The sequence below is a fragment of the Vibrio sp. vnigr-6D03 genome, from assembly GCF_002835515.1.
In the GTDB taxonomy this organism is placed as follows: domain Bacteria; phylum Pseudomonadota; class Gammaproteobacteria; order Enterobacterales; family Vibrionaceae; genus Vibrio; species Vibrio penaeicida.
Window position 1 is genome coordinate 371,271 of record NZ_PIZL01000012.1, and the last position, 21,445, is coordinate 392,715.

General features: G+C 43.3%; 17 protein-coding genes and 1 pseudogene. 15 read left to right on the forward strand and 3 right to left on the reverse strand.

Annotation, left to right across the window (positions count from 1 at the left end; all coding sequences use genetic code 11):
* Nucleotides 1-648 precede the first annotated feature (648 nt).
* From CW749_RS09630 to CW749_RS09660, 6 genes are all read left to right on the forward strand, one after another.
* The gene (locus tag CW749_RS09630; protein ID WP_101111810.1) at nucleotides 649-1,356 is read left to right on the forward strand and encodes a hypothetical protein; all 708 of its coding nucleotides are present in this window, start codon (nucleotides 649-651) and stop codon (nucleotides 1,354-1,356) included.
* Between the two features lie 63 nt (nucleotides 1,357-1,419).
* The gene (locus CW749_RS09635) at nucleotides 1,420-2,643 is read left to right on the forward strand and encodes a zinc-dependent metalloprotease family protein (RefSeq protein WP_101111811.1); all 1,224 of its coding nucleotides are present in this window, start codon (nucleotides 1,420-1,422) and stop codon (nucleotides 2,641-2,643) included.
* Nucleotides 2,644-3,873: 1,230 nt separating this feature from the next.
* On the forward strand, nucleotides 3,874-5,775 hold the full coding sequence (locus CW749_RS09645) for a M20/M25/M40 family metallo-hydrolase (RefSeq protein WP_101111813.1): 1,902 nt from the start codon (nucleotides 3,874-3,876) through the stop codon (nucleotides 5,773-5,775).
* Between the two features lie 286 nt (nucleotides 5,776-6,061).
* Nucleotides 6,062-6,493 (forward strand): hypothetical protein, encoded by a 432-nt coding sequence (locus CW749_RS09650; protein ID WP_101111814.1) that lies wholly within the window; start codon nucleotides 6,062-6,064, stop codon nucleotides 6,491-6,493.
* 84 nt (nucleotides 6,494-6,577) lie between these two features.
* Nucleotides 6,578-8,272 (forward strand): M4 family metallopeptidase, encoded by a 1,695-nt coding sequence (locus CW749_RS09655; RefSeq protein ID WP_101111815.1) that lies wholly within the window; start codon nucleotides 6,578-6,580, stop codon nucleotides 8,270-8,272.
* A 472-nt stretch (nucleotides 8,273-8,744) separates the two neighbouring features.
* The gene (locus CW749_RS09660; RefSeq protein ID WP_180958370.1) at nucleotides 8,745-10,187 is read left to right on the forward strand and encodes a catalase; all 1,443 of its coding nucleotides are present in this window, start codon (nucleotides 8,745-8,747) and stop codon (nucleotides 10,185-10,187) included.
* A gap of 205 nt (nucleotides 10,188-10,392) precedes the next feature.
* Here CW749_RS09660 and CW749_RS09665 read toward each other — a convergent pair whose 3' ends face one another.
* Nucleotides 10,393-10,920 carry an outer membrane beta-barrel protein gene (locus CW749_RS09665; protein ID WP_180958371.1) on the reverse strand — a complete coding sequence of 176 codons (528 nt, stop codon included), beginning with the start codon at nucleotides 10,918-10,920 and terminating at the stop codon, nucleotides 10,393-10,395.
* Nucleotides 10,921-11,445: 525 nt separating this feature from the next.
* Here CW749_RS09665 and CW749_RS09670 point away from each other — a divergent pair.
* From CW749_RS09670 to CW749_RS09710, 9 genes and pseudogenes are all read left to right on the forward strand, one after another.
* A complete protein-coding gene (locus CW749_RS09670; RefSeq protein WP_201797000.1) occupies nucleotides 11,446-12,708 on the forward strand; it encodes an SLC13 family permease in 1,263 nt (420 codons plus the stop codon).
* Nucleotides 12,709-12,747: 39 nt separating this feature from the next.
* Entirely contained in the window at nucleotides 12,748-13,641 is an 894-nt protein-coding gene (locus CW749_RS09675; RefSeq protein ID WP_101111819.1) for a LysR family transcriptional regulator, read from the forward strand.
* A gap of 98 nt (nucleotides 13,642-13,739) precedes the next feature.
* Nucleotides 13,740-14,582, forward strand: a complete 843-nt coding sequence (locus CW749_RS09680) for a mechanosensitive ion channel family protein (protein ID WP_101111820.1) — start codon at nucleotides 13,740-13,742, stop codon at nucleotides 14,580-14,582.
* A 129-nt stretch (nucleotides 14,583-14,711) separates the two neighbouring features.
* Entirely contained in the window at nucleotides 14,712-15,347 is a 636-nt protein-coding gene (locus tag CW749_RS09685; RefSeq protein ID WP_101111821.1) for an HD domain-containing protein, read from the forward strand.
* A 2-nt stretch (nucleotides 15,348-15,349) separates the two neighbouring features.
* A complete protein-coding gene (locus tag CW749_RS09690) occupies nucleotides 15,350-16,090 on the forward strand; it encodes a helix-turn-helix transcriptional regulator (protein ID WP_101111822.1) in 741 nt (246 codons plus the stop codon).
* A 183-nt stretch (nucleotides 16,091-16,273) separates the two neighbouring features.
* Nucleotides 16,274-16,864: pseudogene (locus CW749_RS09695) on the forward strand (1-acyl-sn-glycerol-3-phosphate acyltransferase); the annotation flags it as partial.
* A 209-nt stretch (nucleotides 16,865-17,073) separates the two neighbouring features.
* Nucleotides 17,074-17,697 carry a cobinamide adenolsyltransferase gene (locus CW749_RS09700; protein ID WP_101111824.1) on the forward strand — a complete coding sequence of 208 codons (624 nt, stop codon included), beginning with the start codon at nucleotides 17,074-17,076 and terminating at the stop codon, nucleotides 17,695-17,697.
* 128 nt (nucleotides 17,698-17,825) lie between these two features.
* Nucleotides 17,826-18,242, forward strand: coding sequence for a hypothetical protein (locus CW749_RS09705; RefSeq protein ID WP_145997844.1), 417 nt, complete (start codon nucleotides 17,826-17,828; stop codon nucleotides 18,240-18,242).
* Between the two features lie 143 nt (nucleotides 18,243-18,385).
* Complete coding sequence (locus tag CW749_RS09710) at nucleotides 18,386-19,120, forward strand: hypothetical protein (RefSeq protein WP_101111826.1); 735 nt, start codon at nucleotides 18,386-18,388, stop codon at nucleotides 19,118-19,120.
* Between the two features lie 117 nt (nucleotides 19,121-19,237).
* Here CW749_RS09710 and CW749_RS09715 read toward each other — a convergent pair whose 3' ends face one another.
* A complete protein-coding gene (locus tag CW749_RS09715) occupies nucleotides 19,238-20,533 on the reverse strand; it encodes an MFS transporter (protein WP_101111827.1) in 1,296 nt (431 codons plus the stop codon).
* Between the two features lie 171 nt (nucleotides 20,534-20,704).
* Nucleotides 20,705-21,427 carry an oxygen-insensitive NADPH nitroreductase gene (gene nfsA, locus CW749_RS09720; RefSeq protein ID WP_101111828.1) on the reverse strand — a complete coding sequence of 241 codons (723 nt, stop codon included), beginning with the start codon at nucleotides 21,425-21,427 and terminating at the stop codon, nucleotides 20,705-20,707.
* Nucleotides 21,428-21,445 lie beyond the last annotated feature (18 nt).

Consider the following 21,445-nt stretch of genomic DNA (forward strand, 5'->3'; position numbering starts at 1 on the left):
ATTTGAATTGTGATCACATTGGAATATGCAAGTTTTCGATAAACCAAGATCCCTGCCATGTTTCTATTTATTTTCATCCAGTTGGTAAAATTAAAGCTTTTACTCTAAAAATAATTTAGTCACCAGCATATCAATAGAAAGGAAAAGACCTTTAATTTCATAACATTAATAGAAAAACACGAATCAAATACATTTGGTAGGCAACGAGAAACACTCCATAACTCATACAGTGTTCGCTAGGCTTAATGCATTATAATTTACATAATTATCAATAAATTCTGAAACCTATAGTCATCAATACTTATAGAGTAGATAAGATAAAAACCACAACAGCGATACATAAATACAATGAAGTTTCAACCCACTAAATGTATTAACTGATTGAACTATTGTTAGCGTAAAATAACTCTAATAGAATCCTCTACTCCCAATCAGGAGAGGTTTCTTGTTTTATTTTAATCCTGACAAAATAAAACAAGGAATTAACAAAGAGTTTTAATTTAAAGATTTATCATCCAAAAATTATACGTACGCATAGCCTTTTGCACGTAACGTAAAGGGTCGGAGTCTGCCTAGATAGTAGACTCTAAACAAGCTGTATTCTTAATATTTTTGCCATAAACATAATTATTGGTAGGGAGATTTTTTGTGAAAATAAAACCCATATTATTCGCGATAGGGTTAGCTGTGCCTTTATCTTTATTTATTTTTAGCGATATATCTAACGATCCTAATATATCGCTAGATACCAATTCTTCTAAAAATTTAAAAGCGAGCGGAGGCTCTGAAGAAAGCAGCATTCTGGACAAACAAGCGGGTCGAAAAAAGCAAGAGAGTGGCAATCATCACGCTGAAAAAATAGATGAACCCGTTCATTTAGAAGCGCAAAGCGAGAAAAGCACTCGTGAGGAAGAAAAATCGCTTGAGGAAACAAGAGCGCATGAAGACAAATCTCATGAGCCAATAAGCTTGGAACAAGCTTGGATAGATGTAAATCCAAGCGAAACACTTGCAAGCATAAGGCCTAAAAGTGAAGCCATAGAAAGTATTAAAGCGATTGAGTTTTCGAATGTATCAGAATTCCAATCTCTAAATACAAATGACAACGTGACTCTGAACTTACCGGATAACACTGACATTGATATCGAAGTGGAATCAAACGAATTTCAAAATGAAGGAGTAAGAACTTGGTCGGGGAATTTCAAAATTGATAATCAGAACTACCCAGCCACCTTCACTTTTGGAAGTTCTTCAATTTTTGGTTTTATTGGTCACCCTAATGGTCCAATTAAAATTGAAGGCTCTGGAAACACTGCGTGGATTTATGAAGTCCCAGATAGTCATGGATACGACTAATTAATAAATGCAGTTCAAATAAAAACAAACTAATTAATTAAAGATACTATTTTAGGATTAAAAATGAAAAAAACGTTATTAGCGGCGATTGTTGCGTCGAGCTTTGTTGCACCCCTTACACACGCAACAACGAATATTGATGTACTGGGTGTTTACACGACAGAAACCGCGCAAAAAACTGATCACATTACTGCTATCCAGCATCGTTTCAATGTTGGTAATAAGATTCTTAAGGACAGTAAGCTAGACATAAAAGTGAATCTCGCTGGGCTGAAAGAGTACAACTTCGACTCCGAACCCGGTAGAAAACAAGATCAAGGTGTTGCTTTGGAAGCAATAACGCCTGGATATAAGCAGTCCGCGTTGTTCCGCGATATCGAGCAAGTAAGAAAAGATGAAGGCGCGGATATGGTGGCTATGTTCCGCTATCTAGACCTCGACAACTCTCCGGATTACGAACGCACCGCCAATGGTTATAGCATCAGTTGTGGTGTGGCCTGGGTAATACCAGCATTCCAATGGAATGGTAACCAATCTTGGGCGAAAAGCAGAATGTACAGCCATACCTACATTAACGAATGTGGTGGTGATACGTTTATTCACGAATTAGGCCACAATTTTGGTATTAACCACGCACGTGAGCAATACAACGGTTTGCCTCACCTCCAAAATGGAACAGAAAAAGATGCTTATGGTTATGGCGTAAACGGGCAATTTGCAACGACAATGGCTTATGGGTACCTATTCGGTATAAGAGGGCGTTCTTACAATTTCTCTAACCCAGAAGTAGAGTGTAAAGGGCAGCCATGTGGCCGCAAAGGGGTAGCAAATGCCGCTCGCGCTATTGGTCTAACCGCACCTAAAATTGCCAATATCTATCAAAGTAAAACCGATGGTACGGATACAGGTAAACCGACCCAGCCAATCGATCCTAAAGAACCCAACAACGTCTTTAAAATCGACTCCCCTGTAGCAATTCCAGACCAAGCTCAGGTAGACATTCCTCTTAAGGTGTCCTTCGAAGGCGAAATCACCAAACCAACAATCGCGCTAAACGTGGAACATGAGTTCATTGGTGATTTATCTATTCGACTTATCGCACCAGATAATAGCTACTGGAATTTGAAGGAAGCGAACAGTAGAGATCGTGGTGAAAAATACAATGTTACTTTCACCTTACAAGATATTGAAGGTATCGACTTCAACGGTCAGTGGACACTGCGTGTCACGGATAAATTCGAACGAGATACTGGCGTAGTTAAAAACGCCATTCTAACCCTTAAGTAATCCGTATACCCAAGAACCCAAAAGGTTCTTGGGTATTTTTATTAGAAAGAGTTAGGTACATGCCATACGAATATAAGGAGAAGGAAATGAATTAAGATTTGAATATTAATTTACGTTACTGTATAACATAACGATATTGATTCTGTTGTTTACAGGAAAGCAAACGTTAAACAATGAAATATGTATTTTCATTCTCATTATTGGAATGACATAACTCTGACATTAATTATAGTAATTCCTGAATAGTTATCACATGAAATTAATGAAACGAATGAAAAATACAATTTTAAAATTGGCTCAACTCGTTACTTCGGGATAAAAATAAAGTATAAGTCTTTCAATTACTTATGCTTTAGATATGTAAAATCGCACAGCAATCCGTTTAATTCATATATCATTAATTCAATTATAAGTTTATATATATCAATAAGTTGAAAATTAAACTCTTATTCAACGCAACATTGATCTCATTTATTCTTAATTTTTTACCCTTATTCATCTTCTGTTCACGTGATTTCTACTAAGGATGATTGCTAGGGGAATGGAAAATATTTTTTACACTCTTTGCTGTATCGCCTATATACCAAGCATATTCCGTTATACACGTACCGTAAAAAAACACCAAAAAACATATTAGATAACACCTGTCAACATAATAAGGTTTTCTAAATTCTTCTGAAATTTGTTTTTTCTCACACCATTGATAACAATCTCTGTACTCAGTCACTGATACGGCTGTGTATTTGATTAATTCGAACTTTCTAAAGTGGGATAGGGTTTGGCTCTATTTCTGTTTTCTTTTGATGCTTGAGGAAAATCATATTTTCAACAAACATTAATAAGCTAATTAATAGCTATAGTCACATGACTTATAAAATATAATATTGAGTTATATAAGTGTTCGCTTATTTTAGTGGGTATAGGCTTTTTTATTTGCTTTATACCCAAGTGACCTCAAGGTGCAGGATTCAGAGCCTTATATTCTGTTTCAATTCAAGGAAAATAACGCAGTGGAATGACGAGTCCTTTCCAAGTTATTTGACGATGAAGTGGGACAGAATATTGGCTCCCAAGGGCGAGTTTAACTGGTTTTCATGCCACGTTACCGATATTTGATTTAGAACAACTAGATCTTCATATCGGTGCCTCGCCTGAAAACCAGTTAATTCTCGCTGAACCAAGCATCTTGGGGTTACTTGGGTATCGATTTAACAATTTCGGGAATAAGAAATGAAAGTTAAGTATTTTTTACTCGTCACAGCAATTAGCGCTACAAATTCAATCGCTAGCCAAAACATTATAAATCCAAACGAACCAACAAAAGCTTGGATAACAATTGGTAGCGACGCAATTCAGCACTTTACAACAGCGCAAGAACACAAAGGGTTGGCTTTTTCACCTCAAACAGTACAAGGCGTTAATGGCATTACCGTATCGGAGATTAATACCGCTGATATAAACAATTTGAGTGAGCTCATGCACCATGAATTCAAACGCTGTGGTGGATTCTTTTATCACGATTCGTTTGAAGAAGCGCAGGCATACGCGAAACAAGCCGCGAATGCGAATCAGAGCTTTGCCAATTTTGCAGCAGTTAACTACACCATCGACAACGAGTCTGTCACCAATGCGATGATGTCAGAAACGTCACAGCAAAACCTAACCAATACCGTCAATACATTATCCAATTACTACGATCGTTATTATACGTCTCAGTCGGGTTACGACGCGGCAAAATGGATAAAGGATCATTGGGTTCAGCTTTCGCAGGCACGCAGTGATATCAGTGTGGAATTTTTTAATCACAGCTGGAAACAACCTTCTGTTATCGCAACGATAAATGGTACAACTCTTGCCGACGAAATCGTTGTTATTGGCGGGCACCTAGACTCCATTAATACACGAAGCCCGGGTAACGAATCCGCCCCAGGTGCGGACGATAATGCTTCTGGTATTTCTGTTCTCACTGAAACGCTAAACGCCATCGTTAAAAGCGGATTTAAGCCTAAGCGTACCGTTAAAATCATCGGTTATGCCGCAGAAGAAGTCGGGCTACGAGGTTCTAAAGCTATCGCCCAGTCTTACAAAAGCTCTGGTAAGAACGTAGTGGGTGTCGCTCAGTTTGATATGACGGGCTATAAGGGGACATTTAATCGCGACATCGTACTCATCACTGACTACACCAATTCAGGACAAAACCAGTTTATTCGAAACCTGATCAACAAATACTTGCCGAATATGACGCACGGCAATTCGCAGTGTGGTTACGCGTGTTCCGACCACGCCTCTTGGTACAATGAGGGCTTCCCTGCTTCTATGCCAGCGGAAGCAAATTTCCACGATTCGAACCCACTCATCCATACAGCAAATGATACCCAATTTGACTCAAGCCACGCGATTAAGTTTGCCAAACTTTCCGTTGCCTTCATTTCTGAACTCGCCAAAGGTACGATGGCAGGAACCCCTCCACCACCGCCACCTACTGGCGAAAACGAACTGCAAAATGGTGTTCCCAAAACCAACATATCTGGGGTAGCTAAAGCGCAGAACTTTTATACGTTTAATGTTCCAGCAGGGGCTTCCAACCTGAAATTCACAACATCAGGCGGAACTGGCGATGCGGATTTATACGTAAAATTTGGCTCTAAGCCAATGCTTAACAGCTATGACTGTAAAAGCACCAACAGTTCCAACAATGAACAATGCCAAATTCCAAACGCACAAGCGGGAACTTACCATGTGATGGTCGAGGCTTGGTCTTCGATATCTGGCGTATCTCTTACAGCAAGCTATGCCGACAGCGGTAACCCACCGCCTACAGGCATTGAACCCATTAACGAAACGGCTACTAATATTTCTGTTTCTCGTGGTCAGTGGCAACGCTACACCCAAACACTAGGCGAAGGTTATTCAAACCTAACCGTCACGATATCGGGTGGATCGGGCGATGCAGATCTGTACGTTCGCCATGGCGCTCAATCTACGTTTGGGCAACACGACTGCCGACCTTATCTCAATGGGAATAATGAAAACTGCCCAATCACGTCACCACAATCTGGCGTTTGGCATATCGACATCTACGGATATTCAACAACGACAGGGCTAACGCTCAATATCAAAGCCACACCATAAAATAGTGGCGCTTCACTGCCCTTTTCGAATCAGAAAAGGGCAGATTAAACACATCCAAATTTGATGAGTTTGTCATTGCATGAACTATTTACTATGCCGTTTTAGTTAATAGAACAGCATGAATAAGCACATCAAATTAATACTGAAATAGATAATAAAATCTTTGGTATTAATGGAATAACGTCTCTTTTTAAATAAAAGAATACGTATAAGGAAACCATGAATATTCATGGTGGATGGAATGTTGGAAATATCCAGCGGTCCTTTAAATACAGGAAAATAAATCATGAAGTTTAAAATAGGAATTATCCCCTTAGTGGTCGGTATAACATTATCGACCTCTGCTTTCGCACAGATGGAAATAAAAACAGCGACAGATACTGGGCGACCTTCATTTGTCACTGGGAACTTAGGTAATGCAACTTCAGGTGCTGAAGTTCAGGCGTTAAAACAAATTCTAGCCAGCAACCCATCGTATAAGTCGACGGGAAGCGAAGAATTTGAAGTTTCTCGCCAGTGGGTTGATGAACTCGGGAAAAAGCACACGTTTTTTGATCAGAAAATCAATGGCATTAAAGTTTATGGCAACAGTATTGCTTTGCACACAGAAGCCAGCAATAACGCTAACGGCTTGCTGAATAATGCCCCTGTTTATGCGGTAACAGGTGCACTCGCTGTTTCCTCTGCTCCGGCTTCGGCTGCGTTTGCCACCAAGTAAAGTAATGACAATGGTAAACAGGCGCGCTCAGTTGGCGAAAGCATTGGCTCAGTTCAAACACAACCCGAACTGGCTTACATCTACTTGCCGGATCAAGACGAAGCAAAACTCGCTTGGCGTATGGAAGTCGTCTACTTTGCTGGTGCTGGACCATTTGGTCGTGACATAGTTTACATTGATGCCGCAACCAATGAAGTGCTCGCACGACATGCACAGGTACACTCGGCAAAGAGTTGGAAAACGTACACCCTTAACGGCGGTAATCAAAACTCTGCACCAGGGCAACTGCTTTGTACGAACAACCAAAATTGTGGCGGCAACGCTGCGGCGCAACGCGCTCATGATGGTGCAGCAACAGTTTACGATTATTACCAACAGCGACATGGTCGTGACAGCCTTAACAACAACGGGATGACGTTGGTATCCAGTGTCGATCTTGGTGAGCAAAATGCGTATTGGACTGGTTCGCAAATGCTTTATGGTCAAGCCGGTGGCGGGGTTGATTACGATTTCACCTCAGATTTCGACATCATTGGTCACGAGTTTACGCACGGTGTCACCAACTTCTCTGCCCGTCTTGTTTACCAAAATGCACCTGGTGCATTGAATGAAGCATGGTCAGATATTCTTGGTCTATCCGCAGAAGCGTTCAAAAATGGCACAACGACATCCAGCTGGTTACTGGGCGACGGTTTGTACAACCAACCCGGTAAAGCTTTCCGCTACATGAACGATCCGACCAAAGATAATTACTCAAAAGACTGGTACCCAGAACGCATACCATTCAGCAATAATCCTAACAGAGACAACGACTATGGCGGCGTACACGGCAACTCCGGTATTGCGAACTTAGCGTACGTATTACTTGTAGACGGTGGAACACACCCTCGCGGAAAATCCAATGCACAAGTGCCAAGTATTGGCATGCTAAAAGCCGAGAAAATCTTCTATCGTGCGCTGGTCACCTACATGAACCAAAACACCAACTTCTCGGGTGCTAGAACAGCAACCGCTCAAGCAGCGCAAGACCTGTATGGCACAACAGAGAAAAACGCCGTTGAAACCGCTTGGTGTGCCGTTGGTGTGGGCGATTGCCCTACAACAACACCGCCTCCACCGCCCCCTACTGGCGATAACGAACTGCAAAATGGCGTTCCTGTAACGGGGATTTCAGGCGCAGCGAAAGATCAGAAATTCTACACATTCCAAGTTCCTGCGGGCGCGACAAACTTGCGTTTCGTGACTACAGGCGGTTCGGGTGATGCCGACCTTTACGTAAAATTCGGATCCAAGCCATCGCTAAGCACTTACGATTGTAAGAGCACCACCAGCTCAAGCAACGAAACCTGTGCGATCAGCAACATCCAAACGGGTACGTACCATGTCATGGTTGAAGCTTGGAATCAGATAAGTGGCGTAACTTTAACTGCCAGCTACGATGGCGGTACAACACCTCCACCACCACCTAGTGGACCAACACCAATCTACGACACACTGGGCAACATCTCTGTTGGCGGTGGTCAGTGGCAACGCTTCACTCAAGAATTAGGTACGGGCTACTCAACCATGACGATTACCACGTCTGGCGGGTATGGTGATGTCGATTTGTATGTTAGAAAAGGTTCCGACCCTACACTCTACCAATACGACTGCCGTCCTTGGAAAAATGGCAACAATGAATCTTGTACGTTTACGAACCCTGGTGCTGGCACTTGGCACATCGGTATTTACGGTTACTACAATAGCTCTGGCGTCACGTTAACGCTAACAGCAGAGTAAACGGTAAGCGACTAGCAGGATAAATCATCCTTAAAAGTCATTGGAGAGGGGCGTCAAGCCTCTCTCTTTGTATGTTCTAGCCCCCTCAAAATTCCGCATTATATCCTCAAAAAATACAAGCCGAAGGAAAGCTGGTTCCTTTCAATATATCGACCTCAGGCTTAACGAGAGACATTACTCACAAAACAATCAATAGCCAGTAAGTCATATCATTATGCATGGCTACACTTAAAGGGTAGCTAGTACTGCCGCCTTTCAATCAGTTTTAACTATCAATAATATAAATACAATCGAATTTAACTAACAAAAAATCTCTGTATTCTTAGCTTATATCTAAACAGCGAAAGCTTATTAGGTCATATAAACGCTAAAAAGCGAGAACATAACGATACACATTTTGCTTTGTTGCCGGATTGCACCGTTGTCGTTGTAAACGAGTTGATCCCCCCAAATACACTGGAAGGAATATATTATGAATAAGAAGCTAACGACTGCAGCAGGTTGCCCTGTTGCACATAACCAAAATGTTATGACCGCTGGCCCGCGAGGACCGCAACTTCTTCAAGATGTTTGGTTTTTGGAGAAATTGGCGCATTTTGACCGTGAAGTAATCCCAGAAAGGCGTATGCACGCCAAAGGGTCTGGCGCTTACGGCACCTTCACAGTGACTCATGATATTACTCAATACACTCGGGCAAAAATCTTCTCCAAGGTCGGGAAAAAGACCGATTTGTTCGCACGTTTCACTACCGTCGCAGGAGAACGAGGCGCAGCAGATGCAGAACGCGATATTCGTGGTTTCGCGCTTAAGTTTTACACCGAGGAAGGCAACTGGGATTTGGTTGGAAATAACACCCCTGTGTTCTTTTTACGCGACCCTCTAAAGTTCCCAGACTTGAATCACGCAGTAAAACGCGACCCACGAACCAATATGCGAAGTGCGGTGAATAACTGGGACTTTTGGACATCTTTGCCTGAAGCTTTCCACCAAGTCACCATCGTTATGAGTGACCGAGGCATTCCTGCCAGCTACCGTCACATGCATGGCTTTGGCAGCCATACCTTCAGTTTTATTAATGCCGATAGTGAGCGTTACTGGGTGAAGTTCCACTTTAAAACGCATCAAGGCATTAAAAATCTGACTGACGAAGAGGCCACCAGTTTGTGTGGACGAGATAGAGAAAGCCATCACCGCGATCTTTATGACAACATCGAAAACGGAAATTCGCCTAAATGGACCATGTACGTTCAAATCATGCCGGAGCTGGAAGCCGATGAGGTTAATTTCAACCCATTCGATTTGACCCGCGTGTGGTCTCAGAAAGATTATCCGTTGATCGAAGTGGGCGAGCTGGAACTTAATCGCAACCCAGAAAACTTCCACGCAGAAGTTGAACAGTCGGCATTTAACCCGGCTTCCATTGTTCCGGGTATTGGTTTTTCCCCAGATAAAATGCTTCAAGGTCGTTTATTCTCTTACGGTGATGCGCAGCGTTATCGCTTAGGGGTAAATCACCATCAGATCCCTGTGAATGCGCCAAGATGCCCAGTGCACAGCTACCACCGTGATGGTGCGATGAGAGTCGATGGCAACTACGGTTCCACCATTGGTTATCAACCAAATTCACAACAAGAGTGGGAAGAACAACCCGACTACTCCGAACCACCGTTGCGTATTTCTGGTCATGCGGATCATTACGACCACCGTGTAGACGAAGATTACTTCACTCAAGCGGGCGATCTTTTCCGCCTAATGGATGAGCAGGAGCGACAACGTTTGTTTGATAACACCGCCCGTTCTATCAAAGGGGTGCCTGACTTTATACAGCAACGTCATATTGACCACGCGTATCAAGCAGACAAGGCATACGGTGAAGGGTTAGAGAAAGCCATTAAAAAAGCAAACGCATCTTAATGAACGCCGTGTTCCTAAATCAGAAAAGAGAAACCAGAAAGGAGAGCGCCATGAGCGAACAAGATTTTATGACACTATTTAACACCACTGATCTGTTTATTTTTTACTAATCCGACAAGTTAATTAACGGACCAATAGAAACGCAAACAGCCTGACAAATTCAGGCTGTTTTTTTGGGTGAGGCATCAGGTGAGGTTGGACAGAATTAAAACTTCATACCAAATGTAGCACTCAGCTGAGTCACGTTGACACCATCCATTTTGCTTCTATCAGCGCCGAAATCGACATAAAAGCCATAGTTGGTCGAGAACCGTATACCCGCTCCGCCGAATGCGGCAGATTCGTTCACTTTTTGGGTCGTCGTGGTACCTTCAATTCGATGGTTGGCATAACCCACTTCAATGTAAGGTTTGATAAATGAGCCATCGGATAACACGTAAGAATACCCCAACTCTCCCCCGGCTTTTAAGGTGTGCCCCTTCAGCTCATCTTTAGTGTTGTTCTCGTAAGACGCCTTTAACGCGGCAAACCCATTGAAGTTGTATGTGGTTTCCAATCTGAGCCCAGAGCCTGCATCTTCTGTAATTGAGAACCCTCCAAGGCTCGCTGAATAATCGGTATCGGAATACCCCGCACCAAGGCTCCAACCTTCCAATCGATTAAAATCTTGAGCACTCGCAAAGCCAGACATCAAACCGACGATGAGAACCAAGCCACTACGTAATTTCTTCATAATTCCACTACCCATTTTTCTTTTAGAATCCGGTTTTATATTCACGTAACTTTACTAAATTCCTGACTCCACCTCACAGTTTTTCATTGATGACTCATGGTATTGCGACTCACCTCTACCACCATAAGTGCAAGTACATCTCAAAAGAACAAGTAAAGCGGTAACGATCAGACATTTATGTAAAATCAAACAATTACAAATTCTAAACACCCGCAATGAAGAAAAAATCAGACCTCAGCAATCCTGATCGCCTGCTTCAATTTTATTGATTGGATTTGAATCAAAGAGTGTTGCTAGCATGCTCACAGCAATCAGTATTCTTACAATATTAAAAAGGAGTGAGATCCGCATGTCAGACCCAATCTCCACAACGATAAAAGCGCCGCCTTCACCCGACGCTTCGCCATCAGAAAAAAAGCAAAGAATCTTAGGGTAGCCGCAGGTATTACTCTATTCAGTGTATTAACTGGCATCGTAGTCGCGCAATTTCAGTCGACTCAGATCGCATCTGTTGCGGCACTAACGGTGTTTTGCATAGGCTTGTGGGCGACGGTCGTCGTGCCGGAATATTGGACGGCATTGAGCTTTTTTCTTATCGCCATCGTTTTCAATATTGCACCCGCTTCCGTTGCGCTTTCTGGATTTCAATCCTCTACGTTCTGGTTATTGTTTGCTGGGTTGATTCTTGGAGCCGCGTTCAAACATACAGGGCTGGGAAAGCGCATCGCCCATTTGCTCGCTTCTGCGCTAGGTACGCGCTATAACACCATAATTTGGCGGATTGTCATTTTCGGTATTGCACTCGCCTTTATCATGCCATCTTCCATGGGCAGAATAGCGCTCTTACTCCCTATAATTATGGCGTTATCGGAGCAAATGGGATACCAAAGTGATTCTAAAGGACGCATTGGTATGATTACCGCCACGGCTTTTGGAACTTGGTTACCTGCTTTCACCATCTTACCCGCCAACGCGCCCAATATGATCCTTGTGGGTATGGCTGAAAACCTTCACGGTTTGCAACTTTCCTACTGGGATTACTTGCTGATCCACTTCCCTGTATTAGGTGCGCTGAAAGGTGTGGTATTGGTTTTGTTGATTTTAAAAATGTTTCCTTCCGACGATCCAAAGCACACAACAAAAGAAACGGCCTCTTTGCCCTCAGTAACGAAAGATGAGAAAACGCTGGCTTACATTATTTTGGGTTGTTTGGTCATGTGGCTAACAGACGGCATCCACCATATTTCTCCGGGATGGATTGGGCTTGCTGGTGCGGTGATTTGTTTATGCCCATTTTTGAATTTAACCACCAAAACCAGTTTTCAAGCCGATTTGAATTACAACTCTCTTTTCTTTGTGGCGGGTATTATTGGCTTGGGTGCGGTCATTGCGCAGTCTGGCTTAGGGGAAACACTTATCGCAGCTCTGGGTGATAGCGTGCAGTTTTCGCCGCAAGAACAACTGCAAAGTATTGTTTCGCTAACGTTCATCTCAACGATTGTTGCCATTACCACCAGCTTGCCGGGGGTTCCAGCGGTCATGACCCCCATCGCAGGCGACCTTGCACTATCCACAGGTTTGCCTATCGCCACCGTTTTGATGACACAGGTTTTTGCCTTCTCCAACATTTTGTTGCCGTACCAAGCTCCTCCGTTAGTCACAGCAATACAAATGGGTAAGTTACCCATCACAGCCATCAGTAAGTTATGTTTGGTCCTATTTTTCATCACAGTCGTGGTTCTTTTACCGCTCGATCTATTATGGTGGCGTCTTATCGGTCTATTCTGAAGTAGGTCATGTTGGCAAAAAGAGGAGGGAGAAGGGGTCATGGACAACCACCAACTACGAACGTTTGTCGTCGTCGCTCAAGAAGGCAGTATTACACGCGCGGCAGATCGGCTTTTTTTGAGTCAACCAGCCATCAGTGCGCACATTAAAGCGTTAGAGTCGTCTTTGGATCTCACTTTGTTTGAGCGCACACCACAAGGTATGCGGTTCACCTTAGATGGTCAGCGAATTTTGCTTAAAGCAGAAGAAACGCTACAAGCGCATCAAGATTTGGTCGAAGAAGCACGCAAAATCAAAGGGCAAATAGCAGGAGTTATCCAAGTTGGCGCAACCAGTCATACTGATCCCAAAACACTTGGGAAAATCATGATATATGTTGCTGAGCATTTCCCCGAAGTTGACGTAAAGTTGCAACATCTTTCAACGCAAGACATTGTTGCTGGTATTCGAAGCGGCGACTTGGATGCTGGTATTTATAATGAATTCGGTGAAGCGCCAGAAGATTTTTTCTCTGCAGAGCTGTCTAAAATAAGGTTACTGCTCGCTTCGTCCCCACATTTCCCTCAGCTCTACTCTCCTGTTGACTGGCAATCGTTGCAGCACATCCCTTGGATTTATCCCGGAGAAGATACGTGCTGCGGAAAAGCCGCTGAACATTTATTCAAACAGCGTGGCTTTCGCCCTAAAAAACTGATTCATGCCGATAGGGAAAAGGTCACTCGCACCTTAATTGCCGGTGGTCTTGGTATAGGGTTGGTTCACGATAAACCTCATTCTCAACCTCAATCAAGCGAACAAACAGACGACATCGTTATTCTGGATGACATATCCCTAAGAATCAGAACATTACTCGTATGCAAGAAATCTCGCCAAACCGATCCGGTACTCCACTCCTTGATAGCCTCTATGGTCGGTAACCACAGCTCTAAGTAACAGTATGTCTTTGATCCCTTTATTTTCTCAACAATGGGAAGTACTTACGTAGATGGTCTAACCTATAATTCAGGTGATTTTAAAAAGGAGTCATATTTATGATGGACAATATTTCGTTAGAACAAATCTACGAAAAAGCGTTAGAACTCGTTCTGACATTCGGACCTAAGCTCATTCTTGCATTTTTGGTCTTAGTCATTGGTTGGTGGTTAATTGGAAAAGTAACCAAAGGTGTTGACGTTGCACTAGAACGTGTTCGCTTAGAACAAGGGCTAAGAAGTTTCCTCTGCTCACTTGCCTCGGTCATTCTTAAAATTCTGCTCATTATCTCTGTCGCTTCGATGATAGGGGTCGAGACCACGTCCTTCATCGCTATGCTGGGTGCCGCAGGTTTAGCCGTGGGTATGGCGCTGCAAGGGAGCTTGTCTAACTTTGCTGGTGGCGTACTCATTCTGTTCTTCAAGCCTTTCAAAATAGGCGATGTGATTGAAGCGCAAGGTCACATGGGTAAAGTGGTTGATATACAAATTTTTGTTACTGTATTAATCACTTACGATAATCAAAGAATCATTATTCCTAATGGTATGCTTTCTAATGGAACGGTTAAAAACCTCTTCTGTGAAGAGAATCGCCGCGTCGATATTGAATTTGGTATCAGCTACGGTGACGACGTGCGTAAAGCGCGCGAAGTTCTCATGAAAGTACTGGCCGATTACGACCTTGTGTTGGACGATCCTGAGCCGCTTGTTCACGTTAGCCAACACGGCGACAGCCATGTCGGTATGCTGGTTTGGGCTTGGGTGAAGTCTGACGATTACTGGCCTGTGTATTTTAGCTTGTACGAGCGCGTGAAAATCGCCTTCGACGAACAAGGCATCACTATCCCGTTCCCTCAGCGCGATGTGCATGTTCATCAGTTCCCAGGCAAGCAAGCGTCTTAAATTACAAGGGTCTTTTGATCGAGACACCTTTTAAAAACACGCCAGCATTTTGCTGGCGTGTTGGTTTTTGTAACCGAACTCTAGATGCTTGGGTATAATACACCACCACTTTCAAGTAGATGAGCACCCATGAGCCTCGCGTTAAAATACGAAAAAGACTGCATTGAATTCATAACAAAAGAAATGGTCACCGACGCTGCCCACGACCTGCAGCATATTTTTCGAGTCGTCAAAACAGCGAAGTCGCTGGCAGACAAAGAACAAGCCGACATCAATATTGTTTTACCTGCCGCTTATCTACACGACTGCTTCACCTACCCTAAAGATCATCCAGAACGTCATTTAAGTGCTCAGATAGCCGCAGACAAAGCGTGCGAGTTTTTGCGCTCCATCGAATACCCATCGCATTACTTAGACGAAATTCACCACGCCATTATGGCGCACAGTTTCAGTGCGGGACTCACACCCAAAACCAAAGAAGCCAAAGTGGTTCAGGATGCAGACAGGTTAGATGCGTTGGGTGCCATTGGAGTAACTCGGTGCATTCAAGTCAGCAGCACGTTCGGTTCAGATTTATATCACCCTGATGACATGTTTGCCCAACATCGACCACTTGATGATAAACGCTATACCATCGATCATTTTGAGGTGAAGCTGTTCAAAATTGCAGAAACAATGAATACCCTATCAGCGAAAAAAGAAGCTCAAAAACGCGTGGCATTTATGAAAAGTTACCTCTTGCAACTGCAAAACGAAGCGGAATAAACATGTCTGAAACAGATAAAGTCATCACAGAGCTCAAGCGCCAACTTAAAATCAGTGGAGTTAAATACACAGATGTAGCCCAAGCCCTGTCCCTCACTGAAGGCTCCGTCAAGCGCTTACTTGCCACTGGTAATCAAATCAGTTTGGAACGCTTGAACGCCATTTGTGAATTGATTGGTATGGATATGGCCGAACTGTTTAAACTTGCATCGCCAACGCAGGCACTTACTGCATTAACTTATGAACAAGAAAAACAACTCGTCGATGACAAAGCGTTATTACTGGTGGCGGTTTGTGTTGTGAACGGCTATCAGTTTGAAGAAATTCTTAATCAATATGAATTCACTCAACCTGAGCTTATTAAATACCTCGTCCAATTGGATAAATTGGATATCATCGAGCTGCTTCCAAACAATAGGCTAAAACTTAAGCTCTCTCCCACGTTCTCATGGATTGCTGGCGGACCTATTCAGCGCTTTTTCCAACAACAAGTTCAAGACGAATTTTTCCGCAGTCACTTTTCTGGTGAAGATGAAAAACTGATGATGGCAACGGGTTTAATGTCTATCCCTAGTAATAAGAAAATTCAGAAGCGCATCGATAAACTCGTTTCCGATTTTTACACCGCCTGCCGTGATGATGGTGAACTGAACTTGGAAGATCGCCATGGAACATCGATGATCGTTGGAATTCGTCATTGGAGCCTCCCGCAGTTTAAACGACACGAGAGACCCAAAAAGTAACCATAATTGAGCCAAAAAGTTACGCATTATGTAACTTTAATTGTTTACATTTTAAATCCGGTATTAATACAGCACATTAGCCTCATGCACTAAGGCACTGTTCATTTCTTAAGGCAGTGGTCATTTTTAAAATACTGTCTATTTCTAAAAGCAGTCTGTGAGGTTTACATGCACACTTATCTAAGACTCATCAGCTCTCTATTCAGCCGCTTGCTTTATCGTATCCGCGTAAATGGCAAAAAACACATTCCGCAAAATGGAGCTGCACTGATCGTGGCTAACCACGTCAGCTACATAGACGCACTGATTCTTATGGGTTTGGCGAATCGACCAATTCGCTTCGTAATGGACAAGAGTTTAAGTGAGCTCCCCGTTCTTAAATACTTTTTCCGTCATGCCGGTGTCATCCCTATCTGCTCTCCGAAGCAGTGCTTAAAAACCTACAACCAAGCTTTTGATCAAATAGATAAAGCATTAAATCAAGGTCAATTAGTGTGCATCTTTCCAGAAGGGCGCATCACTAAAAATGGACAGGTAAACGAATTCAGACCGGGCGTGGAACGTATTTTGGCAAGTAATCCTGTACCTGTTGTCCCTGTTGCATTGAAAGGGCTTTGGGGGTCGTTTTTCTCACATAAAGATGGGCATGCGTTCACTCACCTACCCAAACGATTTTGGTCAAAGCTGGAAATCAACATCGGTAAGAGTGTGAATGGAGAGTCAGCAAGCCGTTCTCTACTCCAGCACCACGTTGAAACATTGATAGCTCGGTAATCTGGAAGGGAAACTGTTCACTTTAAACGGTTGACTTACCTACAACATCACAGATTTTATACCCAATTTGAAGCATAATAATATACCCAGATACCCTCATGATGACGGGTTCAGCAAGAGTTACTTGGTTTTCAGGCAAGGCATCGATGTGACGATCTAGTTACTCTAAATCTAGTATCGATAACGAAGCAGGAGTACAGGAGACCGCAATGAAAATCATCATTTTACATGGCTTATATATGCACGGTTTGGTCATGCAGCCGCTGAGCCAACGCCTTAGAAAACTCGGGTATGAAACCCAAGTTATCAGCTATAACTCCGTTTCTATCGATGAAGATAAATTATTCCACTCAATTGATTCAGCACTAGATCGAACACAAAAAAATGTGCTGGTCGGGCACAGCCTTGGTGGCGTGGTGATTAAAAACTACTTAGCCTCTCGCTCCCCTTCGCCTTCGCTTGTTTCCCATGTCGTTGCCGTTGGCTCGCCACTTAAAGGGGCATCTATTATTTGCAAAATTCAAGAGCTAGGTCTGGGTGCTATGTTAGGTAACGCACCCGAATTTGGATTGAAAAAGCACGACGATGTATGGGGCTACCCACAAAAATTGGGCAGTATTGCCGGAACAATCCCCCTTGGCATGCGACCTTTATTGTTAATGGGTAACGATACGTTATCTGATGGCACTGTGACGGTAGAAGAAACACAAATTGAAGGCATGACCGATCATTTACAAACCAAATCTAGCCACACCAGCATGATTTACAACCACTACCTTCCAAATCAAATCGATCACTTTATCCGGCAAGACCAATTCCGTCATACTCATTAGGGGGAATACCCCTTTGATGCGAGTTCACGCAGGTATATGAGAACAATTATCAGGAATATCAAGATGTCGTATCGGATCTTGGAAAACCCAAATTTCATGTAAACAATATCGACGCTATGACAGAGAGTATGACCATTTCGTCCGATGCCACGCTATCCCCTTTTCTTGAGGTAGGTAAAGCTCTGGTATATACGGAAAATGACGCATGGATTCGAGATGAGTTGTCTGATTTGAAACTGAGTAACGAACGCTACAACGAGCATTTCCCTGGGTTAAGTATGGTGTCGGAATTTAACTATGACACAAACTCATTATGGACAGTGACCGACTTGCCACCCGAGCTTGATTTCACTCACGAGTTCGGCTCCATGAAGCGCACAGTGGAAAAAGTATCAGAGAATAGGATGCATATCCGCACCACGCTAAAAGTAAAAGCGCAAACCATTGATACCTCTGATATAACAAAATTCAATCAGCTCTTGGACACCTATATCACCCAATCTGTAATTCGATTTTATGGTGAGCCTAACCATGTAGAAGAATAGAGATACGAACAAATTAAAGCATAAAATACTGATTAAATAGAAGTTTACCGTCCGTCGTTTAGCTCGCAAATTTATAAAGCGCATCTAACCATAAGAAATAAGATGCATTAACATTGGGAGCTCAACACAAAAGGACTTCAAAAATGAAAAAGCTCGCTCTCCTCATCTCTTCATCTCTCTTACTAACAGCATGTGGTGGAGGCGGCAGTGGTGATGGTGTATCAACAACGTCCAGTAATGGCAAAACAAAAATCACCGCAGAAAGCATAAACAATATGTCTACTGGCATTGGCAATATTGATTTTGATACTGCTCTTAACGTGGCCAATAGTTTTCGGAACAATGGAAGCCAGGGAGTTTCTCCCGCAACAAATCAATTGGATAAAACTACATCGTGTTTCAACAGTTCAGGAGATGTTGTTTTAACAACTAGCGGTAATGAACATACCAACAACGGTAGCCTATCAATCAATAGCTGTAGCTTATCGCACGATCTAAATATCAAGGTTAACGGCAAGCTTAACTATTCTAAGGCAGGGAGCGCGTACACCCTCAGTGGATTCTTTAGCATTACAGATGAAAATAAAGCCGAGGAATTACTGTCTTTCAAAAATATTGACTTCAAGTATACCGATCCAATCTTAGCGTTTAGTTCTACTATATCAGCAGGTGGTGAGACTCATGGTTTTACTATCAAATATAGTACTGATACGAATAATGTTGTTTCTAATACGATCATTAAGTTGGTTGGTGCACAGGGGACATGGATTAAACTTGATAAAGCAACCCTTGTCAGTTCTGATAAAGACATAAAGTGCGAAGTTACACAAAGCGCGGGACTCAGCTTTTCCGAACGAGACATTTGTGATGCGCTCTAGCATTTGATTTATATGGAAATCAAAAAATAACTTTGCGCGCTAAGTTTACCTCCGAGCACAAAGGAAAATGAGTAAGGGGATTTACATTGTAAATCCCTTTTTAGTGCATATTACCAATCATTCCACTTTGAAATGCTTCGTACTTTTTTGCTTCATCGCGATCAACGGTGCCACAAGGCACACCACACCGCACCCCAGAAGAACTGCCGTATTTCCAAACCACCCAGTAAGGGGAGCAATGGCTAACAGCCCTAATGGTGCGAAGCCATAAGAACACAGGAAATCAATGGATGAAATACGGGCTAGTTTGTCTTTGGGGACTTCTTTTTGCAAAGAAGAGAACCAAATAACATTGAGGATTTCTATGCCGACACCCGCAACAAAATAAGCCACAACGGGCAAAAGTACAGAGTGACCAAATAAAAGGCTCAAGGGCACAACACCATACACTGCGAGACCTATTAAGGCCCACCAGCCTTGAGGGTGAAAAGCAAATCGCCCAAGAAGAACAGCGCCCGTCAACCCGCCCAATGCGTAAGCAGTCATAGAATAAGTGAGAAGGCTAGAATCACCAAAATTCGCTTTTGAAATCGTAGGAAGGAGAACGCTGGTGGCGGAATACCCAGCGGCAATCACAATGGTTAGCGCTGCCAAACTGACTATAAACCAAGGATGACACTTCGCCTCTTCTAGCGCTTCTCGCATATCAAACCACATTGAAGAAACATGCAACGAATCGGACCCTCTATGTCTTTTTTGTTCCGCAACCCAAGGGGGAACAAAGGCACTGACTAGCCAGCCAGCGATAAGCAGGGCAAATCCACTGTGAAGACCTTGCCAGATAGCCAGCGCTGTTACTACAGCCGGTCCGGCTAATGTCACCACACGAATGGATAGGCTCATTGCGGCATTGGCGGGTTGCAATTGTTCGGGTTCAATAACTTTGGGAACCAATGCTTGAAAAGCGGGGCGGCATGCACCTTGCCCAAAGCCCGAAAGTATCGCTCCTGCAATCAAAAGGCTGATGCTAGAACCCGGATCTGTATCGATAGGTAAAGAAAGCAGAGTAAGCACGATGCCAACGGCAGCAATGAAACTGGCGATGAACACAACACCTCGGCACGAATACCTGTCAGCAAAAATGCCTCCAAGCAATACACCCACCAAAAAACCACCGGTTCGAAATGCCAACGCAATTCCCAGCTGTGCAGTCGTCAGCATATCTTGGGTCATGGCGTAGCCAAGCAAAAATGGGAGCCCCCATGTCGCAAATTCTGATGTTGTGCTGCCGAGCCAAAGCCGGACAAATGCCCCGTTTCTCACTATCGTTAACACGTGATCTCCAAGTCTTTTTCTTTTACCTAAGTAAAGTCGATACGCCTTGATAGAAACGTTAACCGGGTAATTTAGCAATCATTGTTACACTATTACATGATGGTGATATGGAATGCCCCAATATCGAGTAGGTACGCAGCGTCAGGTATTAAATTAGTGAAGACAGCTTTGTTGGTATTATTTCTAAGTAAGCAAACAAAAAGCCGCACTAAGGCGGCTCACTTGATGTTGATATTCAACGTTTCAGAATTACTTAATCGCCAAACCTTTTCCGTTCAAATAGCCCTTAATGTGAGGTCGAGATTCTCCTGAGAGCTTACCTGTAATTTGCTCTGACCACGTCACGCTTTTATTGTTACCGCTTCGGCTTGAGTAGTAATCCAACATGGTTTGGTCGTACTCACTCACTTTGTTTTTATCTAATGGCTGATACGTGTTTTCATGCAAAATCACATCTGGGCTTAACCGAGGTTTCACTTCAGGATTTTGGTCGGGGTGCCCTAAACACATTCCAAATAAAACCGCAGTATGAGGTGGTAACTCCAGCAGTTCATCCACTTCTTGAGCACAGTTTCTTAATCCGCCAATGTATACACCACCCAGCCCCATAGATTCCGCAGCTAACATGCAATTTTGAGCCATAATTCCGGCATCTACTGCGCCTATTAGAGTCAGTTCGGTAAACTCTGGTTTAACGTTCTCGTTCAATTCAACATGGCGTTGGAAATCAATACAAAACACCAAGAATTCCGGCGCCGAACCGACGTATTTTTGGCCACCAGAAAACGTCACCAAAGCCTCACGCTTTACAGGATCAGTTACGCGAATAATGGAGTTTACCTGCAGTAAACTGGAAGAAGACGCCGCAATGCCTGCCCGAATGATGGTATCAAGCTGTTCTTTGGTCACGGCTTCTTGAGTAAATGCACGAATTGAACGGTGAGAAAGAATGGTGTCGATAGTCGAGTTCATAAGCGTTCCATATTGAGG

Excerpts from the sequence above, each read along its gene's own strand:
- CW749_RS09710 (WP_101111826.1), top strand. The coding sequence starts at position 18,386 with ATGAAAAAGCTCGCTCTCCTCATCTCTTCATCTCTCTTACTAACAGCA.
- CW749_RS09685 (WP_101111821.1), top strand. The coding sequence starts at position 14,712 with ATGAGCCTCGCGTTAAAATACGAAAAAGACTGCATTGAATTCATAACA.
- CW749_RS09675 (WP_101111819.1), top strand. The coding sequence starts at position 12,748 with ATGGACAACCACCAACTACGAACGTTTGTCGTCGTCGCTCAAGAAGGC.
- CW749_RS09635 (WP_101111811.1), top strand. The coding sequence starts at position 1,420 with ATGAAAAAAACGTTATTAGCGGCGATTGTTGCGTCGAGCTTTGTTGCA.
- CW749_RS09645 (WP_101111813.1), top strand. The coding sequence starts at position 3,874 with ATGAAAGTTAAGTATTTTTTACTCGTCACAGCAATTAGCGCTACAAAT.
- CW749_RS09660 (WP_180958370.1), top strand. The coding sequence starts at position 8,745 with ATGAATAAGAAGCTAACGACTGCAGCAGGTTGCCCTGTTGCACATAAC.
- CW749_RS09665 (WP_180958371.1), bottom strand. The coding sequence starts at position 10,920 with ATGAAGAAATTACGTAGTGGCTTGGTTCTCATCGTCGGTTTGATGTCT.
- CW749_RS09690 (WP_101111822.1), top strand. The coding sequence starts at position 15,350 with ATGTCTGAAACAGATAAAGTCATCACAGAGCTCAAGCGCCAACTTAAA.
- CW749_RS09680 (WP_101111820.1), top strand. The coding sequence starts at position 13,740 with ATGATGGACAATATTTCGTTAGAACAAATCTACGAAAAAGCGTTAGAA.
- CW749_RS09650 (WP_101111814.1), top strand. The coding sequence starts at position 6,062 with ATGAAGTTTAAAATAGGAATTATCCCCTTAGTGGTCGGTATAACATTA.
- CW749_RS09700 (WP_101111824.1), top strand. The coding sequence starts at position 17,074 with ATGAAAATCATCATTTTACATGGCTTATATATGCACGGTTTGGTCATG.
- CW749_RS09705 (WP_145997844.1), top strand. The coding sequence starts at position 17,826 with ATGACCATTTCGTCCGATGCCACGCTATCCCCTTTTCTTGAGGTAGGT.
- nfsA (WP_101111828.1), bottom strand. The coding sequence starts at position 21,427 with ATGAACTCGACTATCGACACCATTCTTTCTCACCGTTCAATTCGTGCA.